Source organism: Streptosporangium roseum DSM 43021 (genome assembly GCF_000024865.1).
GTDB lineage: Bacteria > Actinomycetota > Actinomycetes > Streptosporangiales > Streptosporangiaceae > Streptosporangium > Streptosporangium roseum.
On sequence record NC_013595.1, the window covers coordinates 9,578,675 to 9,598,794 of the forward strand.

16 protein-coding genes, 1 tRNA gene and 1 pseudogene are annotated in these 20,120 nt (G+C 62.2%); 5 read left to right on the top strand and 13 right to left on the bottom strand.

Annotated elements, in window-relative coordinates:
- Window positions 1-7 precede the first annotated feature (7 nt).
- The 4 genes from SROS_RS48385 to SROS_RS48390 form a co-directional block, all read right to left on the bottom strand.
- Window positions 8-1,207 (bottom strand): cysteine desulfurase family protein, encoded by a 1,200-nt coding sequence (locus SROS_RS48385; protein WP_012895057.1) that lies wholly within the window; start codon window positions 1,205-1,207, stop codon window positions 8-10.
- A gap of 1,448 nt (window positions 1,208-2,655) precedes the next feature.
- Window positions 2,656-4,590 carry an ATP-binding protein gene (locus SROS_RS41965; RefSeq protein ID WP_169369491.1) on the bottom strand — a complete coding sequence of 645 codons (1,935 nt, stop codon included), beginning with the start codon at window positions 4,588-4,590 and terminating at the stop codon, window positions 2,656-2,658.
- Window positions 4,591-4,640: 50 nt separating this feature from the next.
- Window positions 4,641-6,095: a DEAD/DEAH box helicase gene (locus SROS_RS41970; protein ID WP_342632950.1), complete on the bottom strand. Its 1,455-nt coding sequence runs from the start codon at window positions 6,093-6,095 to the stop codon at window positions 4,641-4,643.
- Between the two features lie 647 nt (window positions 6,096-6,742).
- The gene (locus SROS_RS48390; RefSeq protein ID WP_169369493.1) at window positions 6,743-9,427 is read right to left on the bottom strand and encodes a GatB/YqeY domain-containing protein; all 2,685 of its coding nucleotides are present in this window, start codon (window positions 9,425-9,427) and stop codon (window positions 6,743-6,745) included.
- Window positions 9,428-9,917: 490 nt separating this feature from the next.
- On the opposite strand from SROS_RS48390, the gene SROS_RS50465 reads away from it, so the two are divergent.
- Window positions 9,918-10,000, top strand: a tRNA-Arg gene (locus SROS_RS50465).
- A 1,710-nt stretch (window positions 10,001-11,710) separates the two neighbouring features.
- On the opposite strand, the gene SROS_RS53605 is transcribed toward SROS_RS50465, so the two are convergent.
- The 4 genes from SROS_RS53605 to SROS_RS41985 form a co-directional block, all read right to left on the bottom strand.
- The gene (locus SROS_RS53605; protein ID WP_245564479.1) at window positions 11,711-12,406 is read right to left on the bottom strand and encodes a hypothetical protein; all 696 of its coding nucleotides are present in this window, start codon (window positions 12,404-12,406) and stop codon (window positions 11,711-11,713) included.
- Complete coding sequence (locus SROS_RS50470) at window positions 12,390-12,743, bottom strand: hypothetical protein (RefSeq protein ID WP_148269388.1); 354 nt, start codon at window positions 12,741-12,743, stop codon at window positions 12,390-12,392. Before SROS_RS50470 ends, SROS_RS53605 begins: the two co-directional genes overlap by 17 nt.
- Window positions 12,744-12,896: 153 nt before the next feature.
- Window positions 12,897-13,073: a hypothetical protein gene (locus SROS_RS51520; RefSeq protein ID WP_012895064.1), complete on the bottom strand. Its 177-nt coding sequence runs from the start codon at window positions 13,071-13,073 to the stop codon at window positions 12,897-12,899.
- The gene (locus SROS_RS41985) at window positions 13,070-13,285 is read right to left on the bottom strand and encodes a hypothetical protein (protein ID WP_012895065.1); all 216 of its coding nucleotides are present in this window, start codon (window positions 13,283-13,285) and stop codon (window positions 13,070-13,072) included. The genes SROS_RS51520 and SROS_RS41985 overlap by 4 nt, the downstream gene beginning before the upstream one ends.
- A 153-nt stretch (window positions 13,286-13,438) precedes the next feature.
- Here SROS_RS41985 and SROS_RS41990 point away from each other — a divergent pair, with 153 nt between their 5' ends.
- On the top strand, window positions 13,439-14,179 hold the full coding sequence (locus SROS_RS41990; RefSeq protein WP_012895042.1) for a transcriptional regulator: 741 nt from the start codon (window positions 13,439-13,441) through the stop codon (window positions 14,177-14,179).
- 3 nt (window positions 14,180-14,182) lie between these two features.
- Entirely contained in the window at window positions 14,183-14,662 is a 480-nt protein-coding gene (locus tag SROS_RS41995; protein ID WP_012895066.1) for an NUDIX hydrolase, read from the top strand.
- 87 nt (window positions 14,663-14,749) lie between these two features.
- Here the strand turns inward: SROS_RS41995 and SROS_RS42000 are convergent, their stop codons facing one another.
- A complete protein-coding gene (locus tag SROS_RS42000) occupies window positions 14,750-15,532 on the bottom strand; it encodes a neutral zinc metallopeptidase (RefSeq protein ID WP_169369495.1) in 783 nt (260 codons plus the stop codon).
- A 360-nt stretch (window positions 15,533-15,892) separates the two neighbouring features.
- Between SROS_RS42000 and SROS_RS42005 the strand changes: the two genes are divergently transcribed.
- Complete coding sequence (locus SROS_RS42005) at window positions 15,893-16,369, top strand: hypothetical protein (protein ID WP_148269389.1); 477 nt, start codon at window positions 15,893-15,895, stop codon at window positions 16,367-16,369.
- Window positions 16,370-17,034: 665 nt separating this feature from the next.
- Here the strand turns inward: SROS_RS42005 and SROS_RS42010 are convergent.
- The 3 genes from SROS_RS42010 to SROS_RS42020 all read right to left on the bottom strand — a co-directional run bounded on the left by SROS_RS42010 (window position 17,035) and on the right by SROS_RS42020 (window position 18,920).
- Window positions 17,035-17,358 carry a putative quinol monooxygenase gene (locus SROS_RS42010; protein WP_012895069.1) on the bottom strand — a complete coding sequence of 108 codons (324 nt, stop codon included), beginning with the start codon at window positions 17,356-17,358 and terminating at the stop codon, window positions 17,035-17,037.
- 141 nt (window positions 17,359-17,499) lie between these two features.
- Entirely contained in the window at window positions 17,500-17,862 is a 363-nt protein-coding gene (locus SROS_RS42015; RefSeq protein ID WP_174435276.1) for a hypothetical protein, read from the bottom strand.
- 101 nt (window positions 17,863-17,963) lie between these two features.
- The gene (locus tag SROS_RS42020) at window positions 17,964-18,920 is read right to left on the bottom strand and encodes an HNH endonuclease (protein ID WP_012895071.1); all 957 of its coding nucleotides are present in this window, start codon (window positions 18,918-18,920) and stop codon (window positions 17,964-17,966) included.
- A 177-nt stretch (window positions 18,921-19,097) separates the two neighbouring features.
- On the opposite strand from SROS_RS42020, the pseudogene SROS_RS54695 reads away from it, so the two are divergent.
- Window positions 19,098-19,310 (top strand): annotated as a pseudogene (locus SROS_RS54695) (type I restriction enzyme endonuclease domain-containing protein); the annotation flags it as partial.
- 6 nt (window positions 19,311-19,316) lie between these two features.
- On the opposite strand, the gene SROS_RS42030 reads toward SROS_RS54695, so the two are convergent.
- A complete protein-coding gene (locus SROS_RS42030; RefSeq protein ID WP_012895072.1) occupies window positions 19,317-20,084 on the bottom strand; it encodes an SDR family oxidoreductase in 768 nt (255 codons plus the stop codon).
- Between the last annotated feature and the right edge of the window lie 36 nt (window positions 20,085-20,120).

The window sequence follows — 20,120 nt, forward strand, 5'->3', positions numbered from 1 at the left end:
TTACGCTTCAAGGCGACGATGACGGCTCTGAAGTGGCCGTCATGGCCGTTCGAACCTCTCCGACAGCCCGGACGGTTGCTTCTATGGCCCGTTCGACGTCGTGCTCGATGGTGGCGTATCCCAAGGAGAAACGCAGCGTGGAATCAGCGTCCGGTCGACTAAGCCCCATCGCCAGCAACACGTGGCTTGGGGTGGGGGCACCCGAGGCGCAGGCGCTGCCATCCGAGGCAGCGATCTCCGGCATTGCGGCCAGAAGTGCATCCGCTGGCAGCCCAGCGAGAGTGACGCTCGTGACGCCAGGCAGCCGTGGAGAGCGAACGCCGTTGATATGGCAGTCGGGCAGACGAGAAGTCAATCCCTCCTCGAGCACGCCACGTAGAGCAGTGACACGAGTGGATTCATTGTGCAGGTGAATCCGTGCTGCTTCGGCGGCAGCGCCCAGTCCTGCGATACCCGGCACGTTCAGCGTTCCTGCGCGCCAGCCCCGCTCCTGACCACCTCCGATCAGAAGAGGACGATGAGGCACGGACGCTCCGCGACGAACGAATAGTGCACCGACGCCCTGCGGGCCCCCAAATTTGTGAGCCGACAACGACACTAGGTCGACATCAAGTTCGCTCAGATCTACTGGGAGCCGACCGACATACTGTGTGGCATCGGTGTGGACCAGCGCCCCTGCCTCGTGCGCCAGTTTGATAATGGGCTCCAGGTCGGTCAGGACTCCGGTCTCGTTGTTGGCCAGCATCGCCGAGACAATCGCCACCTTGCCCTGACCGCACGCCGCTTCCAGAGGCGCCAGCTCGACCGCGCCGTCTCGGTCCACGGGCAGCTCAACCAGCGTGCCGGGACCATCCGCGGTGATGGCACGCGCCGCCTCAAGGATCGCCGGATGTTCAACGGCAGTGGTCGCAAGGATCCCGCCGCTCGAGTAACCTGCACGGAGTGCCAGGTTGTTCGCCTCAGTGGCTCCGGAGGTGAAGATGAGTTCGCCGGGCGCACAGCCGAGCAAGCGGGCAAGCTGTTGACGCGCTAGCTCGACGCGCGAGGCTGCATCACGGCCGGCCGCATGGACACTGGAGGCGTTACCGACGCTTCGCAGCGCGTCCAGCATGGCTTCAAGCGCCTCATGACGCAGAGGTGCAGTGGCGTTGTAGTCGAGATACACCTCTTCCGCGCGATCAGGATCAATCGGCACGTATCGCTCCATATGCCGCTGCGCCTCCCTCTAGCTACTCCTGGCGGGTTCCATTGTGGGTCGCTCTCGCCCCACCAGGAGTGCTCTGAGATCCTAGCGAACCCCTCTGACATCAGGGGCAGCCTCACAGATAACAAAGTGGATCTCTAGCTCAGAAGCGGTCGCTCACCCACGACCGGCACCTTGTCGACGCTCCTCTACCACGACGGACCCGACGTTTCAGCAGGTCGGGTTAAGGGAGTGAACAGCCGAGCTGTGACTATCAGAGTACTCGGATCCCAATGTGACCAAGAACACCTCTGGACCACACCACAAGGACACAGCGCTATTGCTTTCGGCATACGAGGGCTGAGAGGTTCGGCGGTCGATTGGAGGTGAAGCATGACATTCGGGCGCTGCCTTCCCCTGACACCGAAACCGGGTACGACAAGAGCAGCTGGCCTGATGCATGCCATTCTTGACCTACGAGACGCATCTCTAAGTTCGACACTAAAGTCAGTGCATCACCGTTGTCTCCTCAGCACAAGAGGCGCGTGAACCCAAATAGCGGACGACTGATTTCATGCGAGCTCAACCGACTAGGCGAGTGCCCCCCAAGATGCGCTGATAGTTGGGAAGAAAATGAGCGATCCAGGCAGCTAAGGTCTCCCACAAATCGGCAGGATCATCGACCGTATGACCCATCTCGCCGCAAAGGTCGACGAGCCGCTTGACTGCCTTCATAGTAGTCAGGTTGCTACATTCGCGTGCGACCCGTCCAGTGAACCCCTGCCGAAGGATGGCTCCCACGTATGTATTAAACTCTTTCTCCGTCGAAAGTCCGACTGGTACACCCAAAGCTGCAAGTTCTGGCCGTACGAGGTTTGCCACGCTTTCTTCGCGCTGCCCGGCGTATACCTTCCAGAGGACTTCGGGAGGTCGGTAGGTGGGCAACCAGTCACTGCGGTCTGTTGCCTCGATAGGTGTCCGGAGTACCGCAGGCGGCAGCGTTGCTGCAGCAACGAGAACGGCGTCGCGATCGGCTTCTGTGGCCACCGCAGACGTCCCTCTTAGCACGCCTAACAATGACACGAGAGCGGGATCGTCTGCTGCACTCTCAACCAAGATCTCAACCGCTCCGGGGCGGCCCCATCCCAGGCCGTTGGAAGTAACGTTCGCGGAACCAACCAAGGCTCGAGTGCTCGTAATGTAAGCCTTCGCATGCACGACGGGATGAAGCGCTACGATTCCACCAAATCCACTGACTAGGTCAAAAATGCGCGGGTCGCTGACTCCCGCCGCCACCTCGTCTGGTCGCCATCGCGTGATCACTTCCAGCGAGCACTCGCTAGGAAGTGTTGATAGTAAGGGCTCAATGCCTGAGACGGTAATGAAGGGCGCGACCACTGTGAGGACGTCCGCATCCCTGGTCAGCGCCAGGAGGCGTTCACCGCAGCGTTGCGGGTCGAACCCCGACTGGATCACGCTCCGCCCTCCCCGTCCTGGGTCTCATCCTCTCCGTCAAATTGCAGGGCTGCCTTGAAGGCCTGGTCCTCAACGTACTCCGCGAGACGGCGGCCCCAGCCATCGCGAATCTCCTGGATGTTCCGGCTGAGCGGGCTCTTCCGGTGCTCATTCTCGTAGCGGGACCATGCCAGCAGAAGCCATGTCATGGCATCTGCGCTCTGCACGAGCATGCCCTTCGCTTCATCCTCAGTCATCCTCTCGAGCTCCTCGCTCGAGACGCGGAGTGGCCTGATTAGGCTCTCGTAGGCCGGGTGAGCATTATTGAGACACAAGATCTCAAGGTTGAGGGCCTCGTCGGGCCAGAAGAAGGCTGCTGCTTGCTTCATGGGGCGCTCGATCACCTGGACCGTAACTCCGCGTTGATAGTTGGCAATGATCAGCTTGCGGATCTCTGCCGGCACATCCTGCTCTTCCAACGCCTGCTGGATCGTTTCGACCGCCTTGCTGGGATCCGGCTTAGTGTCAGCGAAGTCAGTCTCGCCAGGCGTGGGAGTGACGGCGGAGCGGTTCTGCTTGACGCTGGAGGCCACATTCGTGACATCTGGTTGCGTACCTCGAGCGCGCGAGGCAGCCTGCTTCTCGCTCTTGCCTTCCTGCTTCATCTGGTTAACGAGAGCGACGAGCTGATACGCCATGTCGTACAGCTCCGCGATGGGATGCTCCTCGTCAAACAGCCCCTCCTCGATCGCCTCGTCCTTGGGCAGATGGTGCTCGCGCGCCAGACGTAGTGCTTGCCCGAGGTAAGGGGCATCCTGCTTGTTGTTGGTGACGCCGAAAACCTCGTCGAGACACGGATCGAACGCGACCTCGACACCCCACCAGCGGTCCGTGGCCTCCTGCGCCAACGTTTTCTCCAGAACCAACTCGCGGTCAGCCCGCATGACAGAAATACCCGAGTTGTCGCGGGCGTGGCGTCCTTGGTGAGTATCCTTGCCGGGGTTGCGCCCAGGCCTTGCTTCAGGCCTCGCCAGGGAAAGGCGAGCGTGGACCGTCGAGGCGCCTTGCCCGTCTGGCCTTTGAATCACGAAATCGCGGGATCCGTAGTGCTCCGCGAAAGGCGGCTCGTCGGTGATGTGAATTAGCGGGGCTTTATCATCTTCGGCAGCCGCTTCCCAGTACTCCAGCGTGGTCTCCGACGCCGGCTGCAGGTACAGCGGGTCGTTGGGCCTAACATCCTGGAACACGCCGGGCCCAACCAAGGTGTCCCCTTCCATGATGGCGACCTTGATACTACGCCGACGCGTATCTGAGGTCAGGAAGTGGCGGTAGACCCGACCTAGAAGGTACTCAGTGTGCGCGAACATTGCATCGGCACGTACCCAACGCAGCTTATCCAGATTCGTCCACCGGATCGCGGTACCGCTATAGACCGGCAGCCCCATGGACGTATCAGGAATGGCATGTTCTTTAAAGACGTCACGAACCCAGTCAGGCATTTCGGTATAATCCGGGCTCCCGGCGGTGGTCGGCCAGGGAACCGTCAGCGCTGCCTTCTTCGCCGAATCTTCAACCTCTTTTAGGTCGAGATATGTGTGCGATGCGTTTTCTGGCTGCGACTTCTGCCAGGTCCACACGTCCGTTTGCTTACACTGCGAAACGCTTGCCTGTGGCAGTCCCATACCGAAACGGCCGATGCCGGATCGGTCGTCGTACTTGCCGGAACCACCGAAAGACAAGGCGAGATTGAGCGCCTCGTCCGTCATGCCTCCGCCATCGTCGATGACCCAGATCTCATCGACTCGCTTCGCCGCGCGCTGCTTGCCTTGTACCTTGCGTTGCACGATCACCAACAGCACTGTGTTGGCATCGCCCCATTGAAAGGAGTTGTCTATCAGTTCAGCCAAGGCATAATCAGTGCCTTTGTAGCCGGTGTCTCGGATCGACTTCACAGTCTGCGAACCAGAAAGGAGAGGTGCTTCCCTTTGCGTGGTTTCTGGCGTTACCACAAGTCCTCCCAGTGCGTGAAAGCAGCGGCGATAGAGCCGAAAGCGGGAACCGAGGGGTCGACAACGGTGACGACTACAGCCTTCGCGTTTCCTCCGGCCTTTGGACCGCGGATACCACGACCGACCATTTGGCTGTACAACACGAGTGAGCGTGTGGGGCGAGCTATCACGACCGCGCTCGTTTGTGGAGCATCGAACCCTGTGGTCAGTACACCGTAGTTGACTAACACGCGAGCTACGGGCGCTGCACCCTTATACATGCGGATCGCAGTGTCGCGGATCTCCGGTGCTGTGGTGCCATCGACAGCGTCAGCTAGCACGCCCGATGCTCTCAATGTGGCCGCGACAACGTGGGCCAACTCGACGGACGCCGCAAAGACGATGATCCGCCGGTGCGACTCCTTAACCAACTGCAGCGTTGCCGCAGTGACTTCCTTAAGATAGTCGCCCTCATCCATCCCCAGCTCGGCTGGATCATCGCTGTCGACGGACGGCTCTTCGTCCACGTCCGGTAGCTCACCTAGTAGGCGGAACTCAGGTTCGGCAAGGTAGCCCTGCTGTATGAGGTACTCAACCGGGCCAGTTGCACCGCCATCCGAAGCAGTCTCGAGCTCGATCTTGGTGTGCTCGAAGAACTCCGCGAGTTCGTCGTCTGCAGGAGAACCCACAAATGTGCGTCCCGGCGTGGCACTTAGACCCACGATGGGAGTGATCGGCTGCCCCGCCACGGACAGTTGTTGCACAACCTGCCGGTAGGTCGGAGCTATAGCTTGGTGAGCTTCATCAAAGACGATCAGCCCTATCCGTCGCCCAAGGTCGCGGAGTAACCCAGGCTCGGCCCGGCGTGCATAGATCGTCTGCAGGCTTGCCACGAGGAGACCGTCGGTCAGGTCTTCGCTACGCCAGTCCTGTCCGCTCCATGCAGCCAGGATGGGGACTTCACGATCACCCAGTGAACTCCAGGCGCGGTGGAACTCGCGCGCCGCCTGGTCAAGAAGCTCGCGCGTGGAGGCGAGCCAGAGCACCGGTCGCCCCTCGTGCTCTCGAAGAAAGTCACATACCATGCTCAAGGTCGTACGCGTCTTCCCAGACCCTGTCGGCATGTGCAGCAGAAGACGGGTCCTGCCCTTCCCTAGCAACGCCCGTGCTTTCGAGATCGCGCGTCGCTGATGAGGAAACAGCCCGTATGCAGGAGCGGCACCAGCGGGCAGAGACTCCGCCTTGTCGCTGCGGGCCTCCGGGAGACCGAGGAAGACCGCAACGCGACTGGGATCCGCAAGAACCGCTCGTGTGTTTAGTTCAGCCGTCCCTAGAGACAAGCGGATTGACAAGGCTTGGCGCAGCTCTGGTGGCAACTCATCGGGCAACATGCCGACGTCGGTGAGGCGTCGAACGGCTGACACCGGATCTCCGAGACACGCTGCAGCGAGTACTGCCTCGGTTGGCATCCTGGGTATGAGGCCAGCGCGGACAAACTCGGCAACGGTACGGACCACTCGGGGATCCACGAGGGAACGGGTACGTTGGGAGGCTCCTAGAAGGTCGAAGATCGTGTACCGGCTAGTCACAGGCGACCAAATCCCGGTGAAAGACTGCAGTCTGTGACTTGTGTAGAGACGCTTCTTCGGTGCGGAGTGGTTTCCGAGCCGGCGAGTTGTGGATCAACACCATGTGCTCCGATACAGATCGGCAGGGAAGGGCCACCGGCACAACGCAGTCCATCAGAACGCCACCCCTCCGCACACATCGCTCCGGAAGTCATGGGCCACATGGGCCGTGAGCGGATGCTACGGCATTAACTCAGATATCTCACTCCATCGCTGCACCTAGGCATCAGCCAATGGGGCGTTTTGTGAAAGTATGAGGCTTTAGTCCCCGCATTTCGTTATGGATCTGGTAGGTAGGTAGCCATCCCTGCCAGCATGCTGCACTGGCAGTTGCGGACGAGTGCCTGCCCGCAACGCGCCTGAAGACTGCCACCTGGATCACCGAGTTCTACAGCACGACCCTGCAGCAGAGTGCTAACGATGGCCTGTCGCGCACCACATGGGTTTCCCCGTTCTGAACATTAGCCCGTCATGCGGCGAGCAGCACCCTATCGAGCAACGTATCGGACAAGCGCGGAACGAACGCTATCAATTTGTGCTCGTCCACCGAGCTGTCTCATCACTTGGCCGATCAGGAAGTTTTCGACCCCCCGATGCCCAGCAGCGAACTTGTCCACCGCGTCTGGATGGGCGGCTGCCACATCGGCAACCGCCTCAGAGACGACATCTGATGAGACCTCAGATGGCAGCTTCATCGCCCTAATCACATCGTGGACTGATTCGGCCCCATCCACCACCGCTGCGATGATCGTTTTAACGTCTCGGTGAGCTAGCCCGCCCCTGTCGACATACCGCAGCACTTCGACAAGAGAGGAAGCATCGATGACGAGTTGATCAACCGGTGTCGCGAAGTCAGTTGCGATCCGCCGTATGGTGCCGAGCCACAACTCAGCAGCACGACTGATCGCAACTCCGTGACTCGCCAGCTCGCGCACCTGATCTGAGATGCCATACCTTGCGACCCCGATCGCCAAGTCACGAGGTAGGCCATCGACTTCAAGTGCCGCAACGACTACACGATCGAAGTGCCTTTTCCGCCGGCCCTCGAACCAGGTGAACCAAGGGTCGTGGATCGCAACATGAGATTGAAGTGCGAACCCTACTTTGCCTTCTCGAAAGCATGCGTGTCGTCGGCCGCGTTCCGCATGTGATAGTCGGGCACCAGCCCCAGAATGCTCCATAAAGATGACGTAACGGGCCACTCGCGTCGCGGCCTTGACATCTGGATGACGCCGTGCTGCCTGCAATCCAAGCAACCCATGGTAGCTGACAGACGTGATGTAGTCGTGCGTCTCTACGACGGGGCGTCTCCCACGAGGATGAACGGCGGTCTGAAGGATTCCTTTAAGCATCTCCGGGGATAGCGCTGCTGCAGATGTATACGCTGCCACGTCCTGCGTACTCTCCCACACAAGCTTCAGTTGGCCAAGGGTCTGCTCCGTATGCCGGATAGGTGCAGGTACAGAATCATCTCCCGTCAAGTCTTTGCCATACTTCTGGGTGATCCACGGGGTCAGGTAGCGTTCTTCCTGCACTGGATTGATGCTAACCAGATGGATACGGCTCGAGTCTCGAAGTAGTCCGCTTTCGCGCAGCTGCCGCATGCCAGACGTTACCGCGTCTCGCCCGCCTACGTAAGCACCGAGAATCTCTCGCTCATCATGGAAGCTTATCCAGCTGTTGCGAAGAATCTCCTCCCGGAAATCAAGATACGCTACAAATTCCTTCATGTCGCCGAGCACTTCGCAGAGCAGCATTAGATCTTGCACTGAGATGATGACCGGCGCGCTGCCTTCGGGGAGCACTTTGTTGCTCCACAAAAACTCAAGTCTCGTAGTGATATCGCCAAAATGGTCCGCGGTTGGCACAACCACATATGCCCTCCGAAGACTTTTTCGATTAAGGGCGAAAGTCGAGCCATGCCCGCCCTGGAGAACAACTTCTTTTTCGGCGGATATAAGTCTAATTAGTCGCGCCGCCTGGTAGTAACCATGCGAAATCGTGTTAAAGAGATCAGCGAGCACTGCCTCCGTAGAACCTCTCCGTGCCGCTAGAGACAGAAACCCACCTTTGCCTTCAAAGACGATGCAAACATCTCGCCACACGGCGACAGCGTCTACTTCGCCTCGTATTTCGCCAGACCTCGAGCTATAAACGCCCTGAGCGAATCCACTCGCATTCGGCGCCAGCGCCCTGACCGTTTCCAGCGCGAGTTCCTCGACAGTCGCCCCGCGCGCGGCAAAATATGGTTCTCCATATCTGCGACCCCATACCTCATCAGTTAAGGTGGATAGATCGGCAGTTAGGCGGTGCGGTGATGTTAGCATAAATCCTTCTGCACCGACGAGGATAGGGTAAGCGCGCAGAGGAGATAGGGCGTACAGGTCATATTTCCGGTCACCGCTTAGCGCTGAACTGTCCAACGAAAGCGCGTCAACCCACTGTAGGACTTCCTCCGAGAGCTCGCGCGGCGCCGCCATAGCAATCGCGTCACCACTCAACGACAAGGCGGGAAGAGCCTTGCACAGTAGCTTGATTTCCAGCTCTGACAGTTCAAGCTGCTCCTCGTGCAGTAGTCCATGCGTCCCGATCACGGTTTTCGTCACGGCCGATTCGGGTAGGGCATCACAGTAACGCGACAAGACCTGCCGCCATCGATTAAGAAATGCGATGAGTGCATGTTGGACACCAGCAGGGTCTGGTACCTCAATACCACGTGCACGCAAGTTATCAACGAGCCTCGATAGGTACCGAAAATCGAACGCTCCGACAAATTTTCCTCGTCGGGATAACCATTCAGTCTGAAAGAGCGAACCGATTCCACCTTTAGCGGTGCGTGTGTCGAGAAATTGATCCGCCCAGGTAGTCATCTGCTCAAACACGAGCACGCGACGCGCAGAGACAAGCGCTGCGTATGAGGCCATCACAGACTCCACCGTCAACGCGCCCGTCCGAATATACGACCGTATGCCAGTCGAAACCAGCTCAAGCTCGGACGAGAACGCATTCGATGCTCCGGTGACGGCGTTCAGGTCAGGGGCCACCTGTCCGAGCATGATTGTAAGTTCAGCGCAGGTTTGCAGGTCTGTCTCCACAAGAAAGCCTTCAAGCTGCGCAAGCGCCTGATCGCGCAGCTTTACGCAACGATCAAGAAACGGCTGAGCATCTTCCACCAGTCCTGCAGATAGATCCGTAGACCATGGCTGTGGCCCAAATCTAGATTGGGCTTCGTGCTGAGCCCACCGTGCGAACGTCCCGTCCAACTCTCGGGTGCATCTGATGCGATCCTGGGCGAAGCCGATATCTTTGTTGGGTACGACCATGAGGCACATCCTGTCACTCCAGAGGCTGCTGTCGTAAGCAATTCACTACAGAGGTTGACAAGGTCAGAGTTCATAGGGAGCCGGCAGTGAGGAGCAGGCCGGTGCGAGTGAAGAAGGCGTCCAACAGGCTGGAGGGGGTGTTTAGCGACACTCCGTACTTCGGCACCAGCATGCTCGGTTTGAGCTGCCCCAGCTTGAACTGCCCGGCTGAAGCCGAGCATGGCGATGTGTCGCTGCGGTCCAGGTCCGCTTGCCACCGGATGACCTAGTTGCTCGCATGACCGGGCTGGGGATATACGCGGGATGATCTTGCGCATCTCCCACACCACGTAGGCTATTTGCCCAGCTCAAGTCACCTATCCGGGCGGAATAGCCGCCGCTCTCCTAAAGCGGGTGTCGCATGTTCGAATCATGCCGGGGGCACTCTGTTGACCTTGCGATTCCTCATCTGACCTGCGGCCTCTCCGCCGCAGGTCTTTTGCTTGATAGGCCGCCGAACGCAGCCGTGTGCAGCCATGAGTCGCCGATCGCGGGATATGCGCGGGATGGATTCCACGCCGACCGCAGCCCGGCAAGCCGAGGTCCAACACACCGTCGACCCCAGCGACCAGACACTAAATGATCTAAAACGCGTACCAGCCGGCCGCCATCCGCCCTCACATGCCGACTGATACCGAAAATGCGACCACGCGCACCAAGATTTTTTGGTAAGAGACTGACCTCTTTCGACCAGGAGCGTCAGAAGACGACGCTCCTGTCCCTGCAGGTAGTGACATATGCCACACACACTGCCCTAACCTCCATCAAGATCGAAACGCGTGACGCGTCAAAAAGGCTTGTCCACAGGAGGTATTGGCTATCGCACAGCGTCGCTAGGCTGTTCCTCACCATCTCATGGTCATCGCCTTGCATCGGGCGATACCAGCTGGTCGCCCGAAGGGCGACCGGGTCGGAGCGGGCCTCAGCCAGAGGTCAGCTGGCCGGTCGTTGTCCGTCCCCGAACAGCGGGGACCGATGGCCGAGGGGAGGTGGTACTCATGGGCAAGCACCGCCGCGTCGGTGCCGAAGACCCGGATGGGGGAAAACCTCGCCGCTGGATCCTCCCGACAGCCGCAGCCATTGGCTGCGGCTTCCTTCGTGGACTGGGCCAGCACATCTGGGAAGTAATCTTCGGAGACGACGACGGCCCTGGATCTCTCCCGCACTAGCGAGAGAAGATCTCAGGACCGCGCCCTAGAGGGTGATGCCTGCGCCCGCTGATGTCTGGCAGGACGAGGGCGCCTGCGTCACTGTGTTCCACGTGGTCTACCCGGCAACCCAGCCGGGTAGACCCGCGAACGTTCTATTCACTTACAGTAATGCTTCAGATGCAGTATGCAAGCAGAGTCTTGGAAGACGTCCAGAGTTAACCAACATCAGACGTGGCGGACAACTCATCTCCGGTTACTGCCGACATATCGTAACTTTTCGCTACCTCTGCTTCGTACGCCCAGAACCCTCTCATAGTGACGCACTGCCTTCTGTTTTGGATGCCTCATCTCAGTCATCGAGATGAATAGAGGGTTCAGGAGAACGTGATCTACAGTCCTGTCCACAGGACGTGAGCGACTTGACCGCAAGCCATCCAGGTCGCCTTAGACCTACCCGTCATTCGCCCAGAGCGCCTTCGATCTTCCCGTTGGCACGGTGCTGCTGCCCCTCCATGCACTTGGTATAGACACGCAGCAGAACGTCAACGCTGTGGCCGGCACGCTTCACCACCTCCGTGGCCAGAACGCCCACGTTCAACCAGAGCGAGACGGTCGCGTGGCGCAGGTCGTACGGCCGAGCCGGCAGAGGCGATGCGACCTGTTCAGGGGCGAGTGCCAGCCGTCGAGCTTCCTGCCAGACAGCTGAGTATGCCGATGAGGAGAACGGACGGCCCCTGCTCGTCCGGAAAAAAAACCGGCCGTCGTCGGCCGTGCCGTACCGGACAAGGCGTTCTCGGAGGATGGTGACAAGGGCCGGAGGGATAGGGATGTCTCGCGTGTCGTTCCTGGCCTGGTGCTTGAGACCGCGTTCGTCGTGGGTCTCCCCCGAGTTCGTCCACTGCTTGTTCGCCTGCGGACGTGCCTTCTCCGAAGCGAGCCGTCCCTACCCTTGTTCCGGCAGCTCGCAGTTCTGACGGCCGAGTGCCGAGGCTTCCTCAGGCCAGAGCGCGGCGTAGTACATGCAGGTGAACATGGCCGCCATCCGAGGAGCGCGCGTCCACCCGATGGACGGCAGAACCGCCAGCAGCGCCTGGGCTTGTGCCGGATTGACCACGGTTCGAGGGTCGACGGCGTCTGTTGCCTCGGGCAGCTTCCACTTGATCGTATTCAACGAGTTGGAGGGCAGTTCCCTCAGCTCAACCGCGGTCTCGATCAGGTGATGCAGGACGGAGCGCTTCCACCGCACTGAGTTGGCCGACGCCACCTTGTCATCGAAGGTGAGCGTCACCGCGTCGAGGGCCGTCCTGACGATGCGGGGCTCCTGCGGAGTAGCCAGAGGCAGTGAAGCTGCCTCCATCCGGCGCAGCATGGGCAGATAGTCCGCCGCCAGGTCACCACGCCGCCCCTCAGGAAGGAGCGCGTAGTCCCGGAGGACGGCCCGCAACTCCTCGTCAGCGGGCTTGCCGGGCAGATTCTTGACGAAGGCGGGAATCAGGGAGAGAAGGGCATAGGTGTCGGTCTCTCGTGTCCGCGCCGCCGAGTGGAGCCACCAGGACGCCATGAACGACCGAGCGAAGTCCAAGAAGCTCGGACCAACGTCCTTCTCCGGCCCCGACATCGACTCAGGGAGTCCGGTCACGACGTCGCAGGTCTCTTCCCCGCTTCGCCGCCTGGCGAAGCGTGGACAGGAAGTTGTTGGCCAGCGCCTTGGTTCGGAAGGTCTTGGACTTCTGCTTGCCTCCGACCTTGACCAGTTCGATCCGGCCGAACTCGTCCTCGGCGAGCAGGACGGACTCGTAGACCTTGTCACCGTCCTTGTCGGTCTTGATCTTGCCTGTGTCCTGGTCGACGACGCGGGTCCCTCGCCCCCGGTGACCCGCTGCCCTCCACGCCCCAGCTCGCGACCACCTACGACGCCTCGCTGAGCGTGGTGAAGCTGGCTGTGGGGGTTCTCTACGGGCTGAAGGGCTGGTCATCGGCCAGCAGGGCAAGGACGTCTTCGTCCGCGAGGACGCCGCCCCGACTCCGCCGGCCTCCGATGAGCTCTCCGAGATCCGCGCCACGCTGCAGGACCTGTCTGCGCGATTGGAACGGGTGGAATCCCGGCTTGCCGAGCGCGAGTAGCATCCTCATCCTCGCACGTGGCAGCCGGTGACCCGCCGGGCCAGGCCCGCCGCGCGACTCGGTGGGATGTCGCCCAGGCGCATCCGCCGGTCCTCCTGGCGCATCCCGACCAGGACGAGCACGTAGCCGACGGCTACGGTCACACTGAGCACGAGGCCGATGATCAACGGGATCGCGGTCACGTCCAGATCACCCCCGCCTCGACGATGCCGCGCGGACGGTTGGCCGGACGCCGGGACTGCCCGTTCCTCGCGGCCGTCCAGTGTCTGGCGAGCCGACGGCGCGTCCAGCGGTCCCGGGCCCGGCACTTGAGGCAGCGGAATCGCCCCTGCTCCAGGGCCGCGCCGCACTCGCAGATGGGGGTCTCGTCGATCGGCTTGATGTGGTTGATCACTGTCGGCTCTCCTCTCGGTCGCTGCCGGTGGTGCCTTGCGATACCGAGAGTGCGACAAGGAGTCAGGACGTGATCACTACAGGATGGGACATGTTCAGGACGTCCGGTCTACGATTGCCAAGTCCCCGGACGTCCCCTCTACGGGCAGGTGAGATGGCGAACGAGCGGCTACGGGTAGCCCTCCTCGAACACGGCACCACCGTCGACGCGCTGGCCGAAGCCGTCCGGGTCGACGCCAAGACCGTGGAGCGGTGGATCACCCAAGGTCGCATACCGTACCGAAAACACAGATTCGCGGTCGCCAAACTCCTCGGCGTGGAAGAGGCCTACCTATGGCCGGACGCGCTGACCCCCAAACAGGCCGCAGCCGTCTCCGGAAGCGAACTCGTCACCGTCTACCCGCACCGCTGGGCCGTACCCAAGGACACCTGGGGACGTCTGTTCTCCGCGGCCCAGGAGGAGATCGGCGTACTGGTCTACAGCGGCATCTTCATCGCCCAGGACACCGGCATCATGCGCACCTTCGCCGAGAAGGCCAAGGCCGGGGTGCGTGTCCGTATCCTGCTCGGTAACCCGGACGCGCTCGAAGTCGCCCAGCACGGCGCGGACGAAGGCGTCGGCGACGGCATGGCCGCGCAGACCCGGATGGCCCTGATGCTCTACCGGCCGCTACAGCAGGTCGAGGGCATCGAGATCCGGTTGCACCACACCATCCTGTACAACTCCATCTACCGCGGGGACGACCAACTTCTCGTCAACACCCACATCTACGGCAAGTTCGCCGCCGACGCCCCGGTCATGCACCTGCGCAAGATAGCGGGCGGGGACATGGTCTCGACCTACACCGACAGCTTCGAAGCCGTCTGGGCCGGCGCCACCCCCGTAGAGTCCTGAGCCATGGCCCGCCGCATCGACTTCTACGACGACCCTGAGGCGCCCGCGCCCAACAGCCTCGTCCCCTCGATGAACGTCGTGGTCACCAACGACGCCGGGGACATTCTCATGATCCAGCGAAGCGACAACGACAACTGGGCCGTGCCCGGCGGCGCGATCGACCTGGGCGAGTCCCTGCCGCAGGCAGCCGTCCGGGAGACGCTGGAGGAGACCGGCATCACCTGCGAGATCACCGGCCTGGTCGGCACCTACACCGACCCTCGTCATGTGATCCTCTACACCTCTGACGGCGAGGCCCGCCAGGAGTTCTCCATCGTGTTAACCGGCCGCGCGGTAGCCGGCGAGCCAACCCCGAGCGACGAGTCCCGCGAGGTGCGCTGGGTGCCTCGCGACGAGATCGACTCGCTGACCATGGACCGGTCGATGCGCCTGCGGATCCGGCACTACCTGGCCGGTACGGCCGACGGTCCGTACATCGGATAACCCATCCACGTCCGGCACGGCGCCCGCGAAGCGAGAGCCGTGCCGTCGAACGGGAAAATGGCGGCGACAGGATTCGGTCGCGGCAGGCTACGCGACCTTGCCGGACGGGGCGGTCCAGGTGTTGCACGACTTGGGGTTGCCGGTGGAGTAGCCCCGGTTGAACCAGTAGGCCAGGTTGGCGCCCTTGCCGAATATGTCGATCTTGCTCTTGTTCGCCCCGGTCTTCGCCAGCTCCGCCAGGCGTTTGGCGTCCTTGGCGGGGTAGCCGAGAGCGGACCACAGGCTCTTGGCGGTCACTCCGCTGATGCACTGCGCCTGCAGGTTGTAACGGCGGAGCTGTTCGGACATCTCAGTGCCGTCGTCGGCGTGCAGGGCGTTGTAGGCCTCGGCGATGTCGACCATGTTCAGCACGTGCTCGCCGTACGCCGAGCTCAGCTGCGCGAAAATCTGGACATCGTCGGACGCCTTGAGCCAGTCAGAACGGATCTGCACGATGAAGTTGGCGTGTCCCCCGCAGTAGAAGACCGCTGATTTCTTCGGGCTCAGCGTCCGCCCACGGCAGTCCGTCTTGTACGTGCCCTTCATCTCCACCAGGGTCGGGACGAACGGCAGGCTGGCTTCCTTGAGATAGGAACCCCAGGTGTCGTTCAAGCAGGAGATGACCGCGTTGACGTGCTTCGTGACCGAGGCCAGCGTCTTTCCCTTGGCGGGTTTCTCCGCACATGCCGCCTCGGGGAGCTTACCGACGGCGTAAAGAGAGTTGTTGGTCAAGTCCTGGGCATCGTTGACCGGATATGCGTAGGCACTGGTCGTACCGGAGGAGAGCAGGACGGATGCCCCGACAGCCACCATGATCGCACGAATCTTCATGGCGATGAACATTAGGGCATACGCCTAGGAATGCTAGGCGTTTTACATACGCCCCCCTTCCCTTATCGCGGAAATGGGTAACTTGGGCTGCATCATCCCCGGGGCGCTCACTGATTCCACGGCAGGACGTTGTGGCCTGTGCGCGTCATACGTATCTCTTGAGCAGCACAGCATCATGAAGATGGACAGGGCAGCGATTTCCAGCGCTGCTTCAACACGGCCTGTACGGCGCGCACGACCGCGGTGATGCACGGGTCGCCTGGGTGATCGACCGGCTGACCAAGTGCTCGGGGCCGTACCGAGAGCAGGTCTCCGCCAGGCGTATCTCGGCCTCGACCGGCACGGCTACCATTCATGATCATGTCGATGTGGTTGAACCTGGCGAAGATCGATGTCGAGCTGCTGGAGTCCGTACAGGCGGACCCTGATCTGATCGGAGAGATCTTCTTCGATGACGGGCAGGCGCCCGTCGGCTTCCAGCCGGAAACCGACATGTTCGGAGATGACTACCGAACCCTCAGCGCCATCGCGGAGGGCAGAGCCAAGGCCGAGCATGAGAGTGCGCAGTGGCAGGAGTGTTATCCCTGGCTCGCGGCGGCGACCGGCGAGACCGGTGAGAACGACGTGGAGGGCTACGAGTTCGGCTACGGCCCGGCGTTCGTCCTCGACCCCGGCCAGGTGACGGCCGTCGCGCAGGGCCTGATGGGCGAGGGATGGGGATTCGGCGCCGCTCGACGGGACGCGGCAGAGGGCGCTCATGAGGGGTTCGAGGACCTCGGGCCGTTCTACGCGGCGGCGGCACGAGAGGGCAAGGCCATCGTGGGCGGGGTGAGCTGACCCGCTGCGGTGGCCAACGCACCGCTTCCGACGGGCTTTGCACCAGAGCCAAACCCTGTGGCCGCGCCTTGCCGGCGCCCGTAAGGTGCCGATCATGGTGGAGAAGACATCCGGGGAACACGCCCAATGACCCTGTTCACGCACCTCACCTCAGCCGATGACGTCCGCTCGATCCGGCGGGCCGGCGTTCGCGCCCGCAGCCGCGACCACGAGGGGAACGGCCGAGGTCTTCTGCCTGCCGATCCTGCCCTCCTACCAGCTCACCCACCAGTGAAGCCGGGAGCTGCGACGCGGCGGGCGGCGCACGATGGCCGCCGTCGACTTCCGACTGCCTGACGATGAACCCGTGTTCGTAGGCCACTATGGACGGGCCCATCAGGAGCTTCCCAGCGCCGAGCCGCAGCCCTGATCGCCGGATGCGAAGACGCCCGGGGATAGGAGGTGTTCGTCCCTCGGGCGATCCCCGCCAAGGAGCTCCACCGCGTCCGCGCCGTGAACCCGGTGACCGGCTGGCGATACATGCCCGACGCCCACGGCAGATTCCCCTGCCCCTGCCCCATGTGCATCCCGCGTGGCCAGTACGGCGGAGCGAAGATCCGCCAGGCGGCCGAGGGCCGCGGCTATCGGAGAAGCAGGCCGAGTCCACAGGGCCGTACATCAGCCGGCTAGGCCGGTGTCAGCTCTGCCATTTGCGACCAGCCCTCGCCGGGCACCTCGACGTTGATGATCTCCGGCGTCTCCGCGATCACCTCGGGCATCCATGCCATGGCGGTCTTGAAGTGCTCGGAGCCCACGTGGGCCTCGCCCGCCGCGGATGAGGCGAATGCCTCAAGCAGGACGAACTGGTGGGGCGTCTCGACGCTCCTGGACCATTCGAAGAAGACGTTGCCCGGCTCCTGCCGAGTGGCCTGAGTGAAGTCGTCAACGAGCGAGAGCCATTCCTCGCTCCGCTCAGGACGGACGGTGAACTTGACGGCAATGAAGATCATGAGTTGGTTTCTTTCGCTGTGCTGAAGGGTGCGTGCTCTCCGCGTGCGGGATGCCGCGCGGGACAGGCACGCGGCGCCATGACCACGATAAACGAGAGTCCGGTTGGCCGGCCGCCAGGGCGTCCTGGACTCGGCCTGCCGTCAGCGGCCGTCCCGGCCATCCGGCAGAGCACCGTCAGCCAGTGCGGCCTGCACCGCCCGCACAGCCGAGGAGATGCACGGAGTCGCGTTGCTGATCGACCGGCTGACCAGGTGCTCAGGACCGTAACGGGAATGGATCTCCGCCAGCCGGTCATCGACGTCGAGGGGAGTTCCGCCCGGGCTGGTGGTCATGTCGCAGTAGGTCAGCGCCTCCACCAACTCCGGACGCTCCTGGTCGAACTCTTCATTGAGCGCGTCGAGCAGGCCGCGCTCAGGCGCCTCGCAGTGGAACTCCTGGCTCGTCTTCGCCGACGAGTCCGGCCGGAACCTGAGACCGCCCAAGGCCAGGACCTGGGCCTGCAAGGGGCACACCCCGGGGTTACAAGTGGCCTACCGCGGCCATGAACGGGTCTCGATCGCCGCCCTGATCTGCGCCAAACCGGGGAGCGTCTCGCGCACGGTCTTCAGGAGGCCAAGAACACCTCTCTTAGATGCCACTCCAAGGCGTCCCGATCGGGGCGATCATGCCGCTCATCGGGCAGCGCGATCACAGCTCCGGCACGCTGATAGAACTCGTCGCCATCGCCGAACTGTTCTCGCAGGCGTGGGCTGACACATAGCCGATACTCCGCATCAATGCCCAGATAGCCACGATCAAACAGCGTGTGTACGTCTGAGCGCAACAGAATGCCGTTGTCCAGGCGATGCTGACCGCCGGCGGAGACCGGGCGGATGTGAGCAGCTTGGAGGGCAGGGAGGATCCTGCTGCCGGTAATCGCGCATTGCCGGTGGTAGGCGTTGAGGACGACTGCTTGAAAAGCCCCCTGCCCGAGGCGCTGTGGGACCAACCGGGGGTCGCCGAAGACCGGGCCTTCGCGCCGCCATGGTTGCGTGAGATCGCCCTCGACGTGGCGGCCGTCGAGCAGGCGGGCAACCAGCTCACGAAAGTAGCCGGCCTCGGGAACGGCCAGGTCATAGCCCTTGCCCTGAACGATGTTGGGGGCGAAGTCGGGAGGAGCCGACGCAGGAGGGTCGAAGAAGCGAGTGTCTCGGAGCAAGATGCAGCCGATGACAGGATCTTCGCCCTCAGCTATAGGTTGCTTGCGGTACTGGCTGATCCGCCGTCTCATCTGCCCCATGTCGGCAGCACCGTTGGCCTCACCGAATATCTGCCAGGCCTCGGAGAGAGGCAGCGGCTCAAAGGCGTCGAAGAAGCCGCCGCCAACCACGCGGTTATGCGGGCCGCGGCGCACTACTCGCTTGTCCTCGTGATGGGTTTTGAAGAAGAACGGCTCTCCGGACTTGAGCGCGCGGAACTGCATACCTCCCGACGGGCGCCAGAAGTTGGCTTCGGTCAAGGCCGGGCGGTCTGCAAGGAACTGATACCAGTTGCCGTCAGTGACTCCGACATATGCACGCATGCAGTGAATTGTGCAGCCTGATGATCATTGTGGGTAGTCCTGCCGACATATCCAGCAAGACATTACAAGCCTTACGTCGCCACGCCGAAGCCGCAGACGAACTCGCCGTCTTCGCGGCCGTAGCGGCCGACACCGTGAAGGCATCATGGGCGACGGCGATGCCTTCATCGGGAGCAGAAACTCGCAGCGATCGCCCGCGACCTCGTTGTGGCTGTCAGCAAGAATCTCTCGACCGACTGGGCAACCCGAGACGATGTCCAGGCCAAGATCCGCTCCATCATCAAGCGGCTACTCGCCAAGCACGGCCACCCGCCGGAAGTAGATCATGTTGGCGGCAGTGAGATGGCGAACGTCGCCGGCACCGGCCTCCGTAGGCTCGCGCTTGAGTAGGCGCAGTTACCACGTTTGGTCGCCGGCACGGACCAGTATCTCGTTGACGGCGACCCGCCGCTCTCGCGTGACGATGTAGCTGATCGCGTCCGCGATGTCCTCCGGCCGCAACGCTTCGATGCCGTCGATCTGTCGGCGGGCCGCGTCCCGGGTGGTGTCGCTGAGGTGGTTCACCAGTTCGGTGTCCACGGCGCCGGGCTCCACCACGCTGACCCGGACGCGTTCGCCGAGCAGTTCCTGGCGAAGCGATTCGGTGAACGCGTTCAGGCCGAACTTGGTCAGGCCGTAGACGCTGCTCCCCGGCCGGGCGACTCGCCCGGCCGTCGAGCCGACGTTCACCAGATCCGCCACCTGCCGCGGGGATGTGGACGCCGCGTAGATCAGGTGCGGGATGGCGGCGTGTGTGACGTGCAACAGTGCAGCCACGTTGAGCGAGATCATCCGATCCCACTCCTCGATGGTGGTGTGCAGCGCCGAGTTGAGCAGCATGATCCCGGCGTTGTTGACCAGGATGTCCAGGCGCCCGAACCGTTCCAGCGTGTCCTGCACCATGTCGTCGGCGCGTTCAGGCTCGGTGATGTCGACCTCTAACACGGCCGCCTCTCCGCCCAGCTCCGCGATGTCGCTCGCGACCTGGTCCAGGCGGTTGCGGCGACGGGCGACCAGGGCTACCGCCGCGCCCTCGCGGGCGAGGCGGCGCGCGGTCGCGGCGCCGATTCCGCTGCTGGCGCCGGTGACGAGCGCGACGGCTCCGTCTAGCGGCCGGTCATACATGGCTGCCTCATTCCCTCGGGTCGAGGACGACGCGGA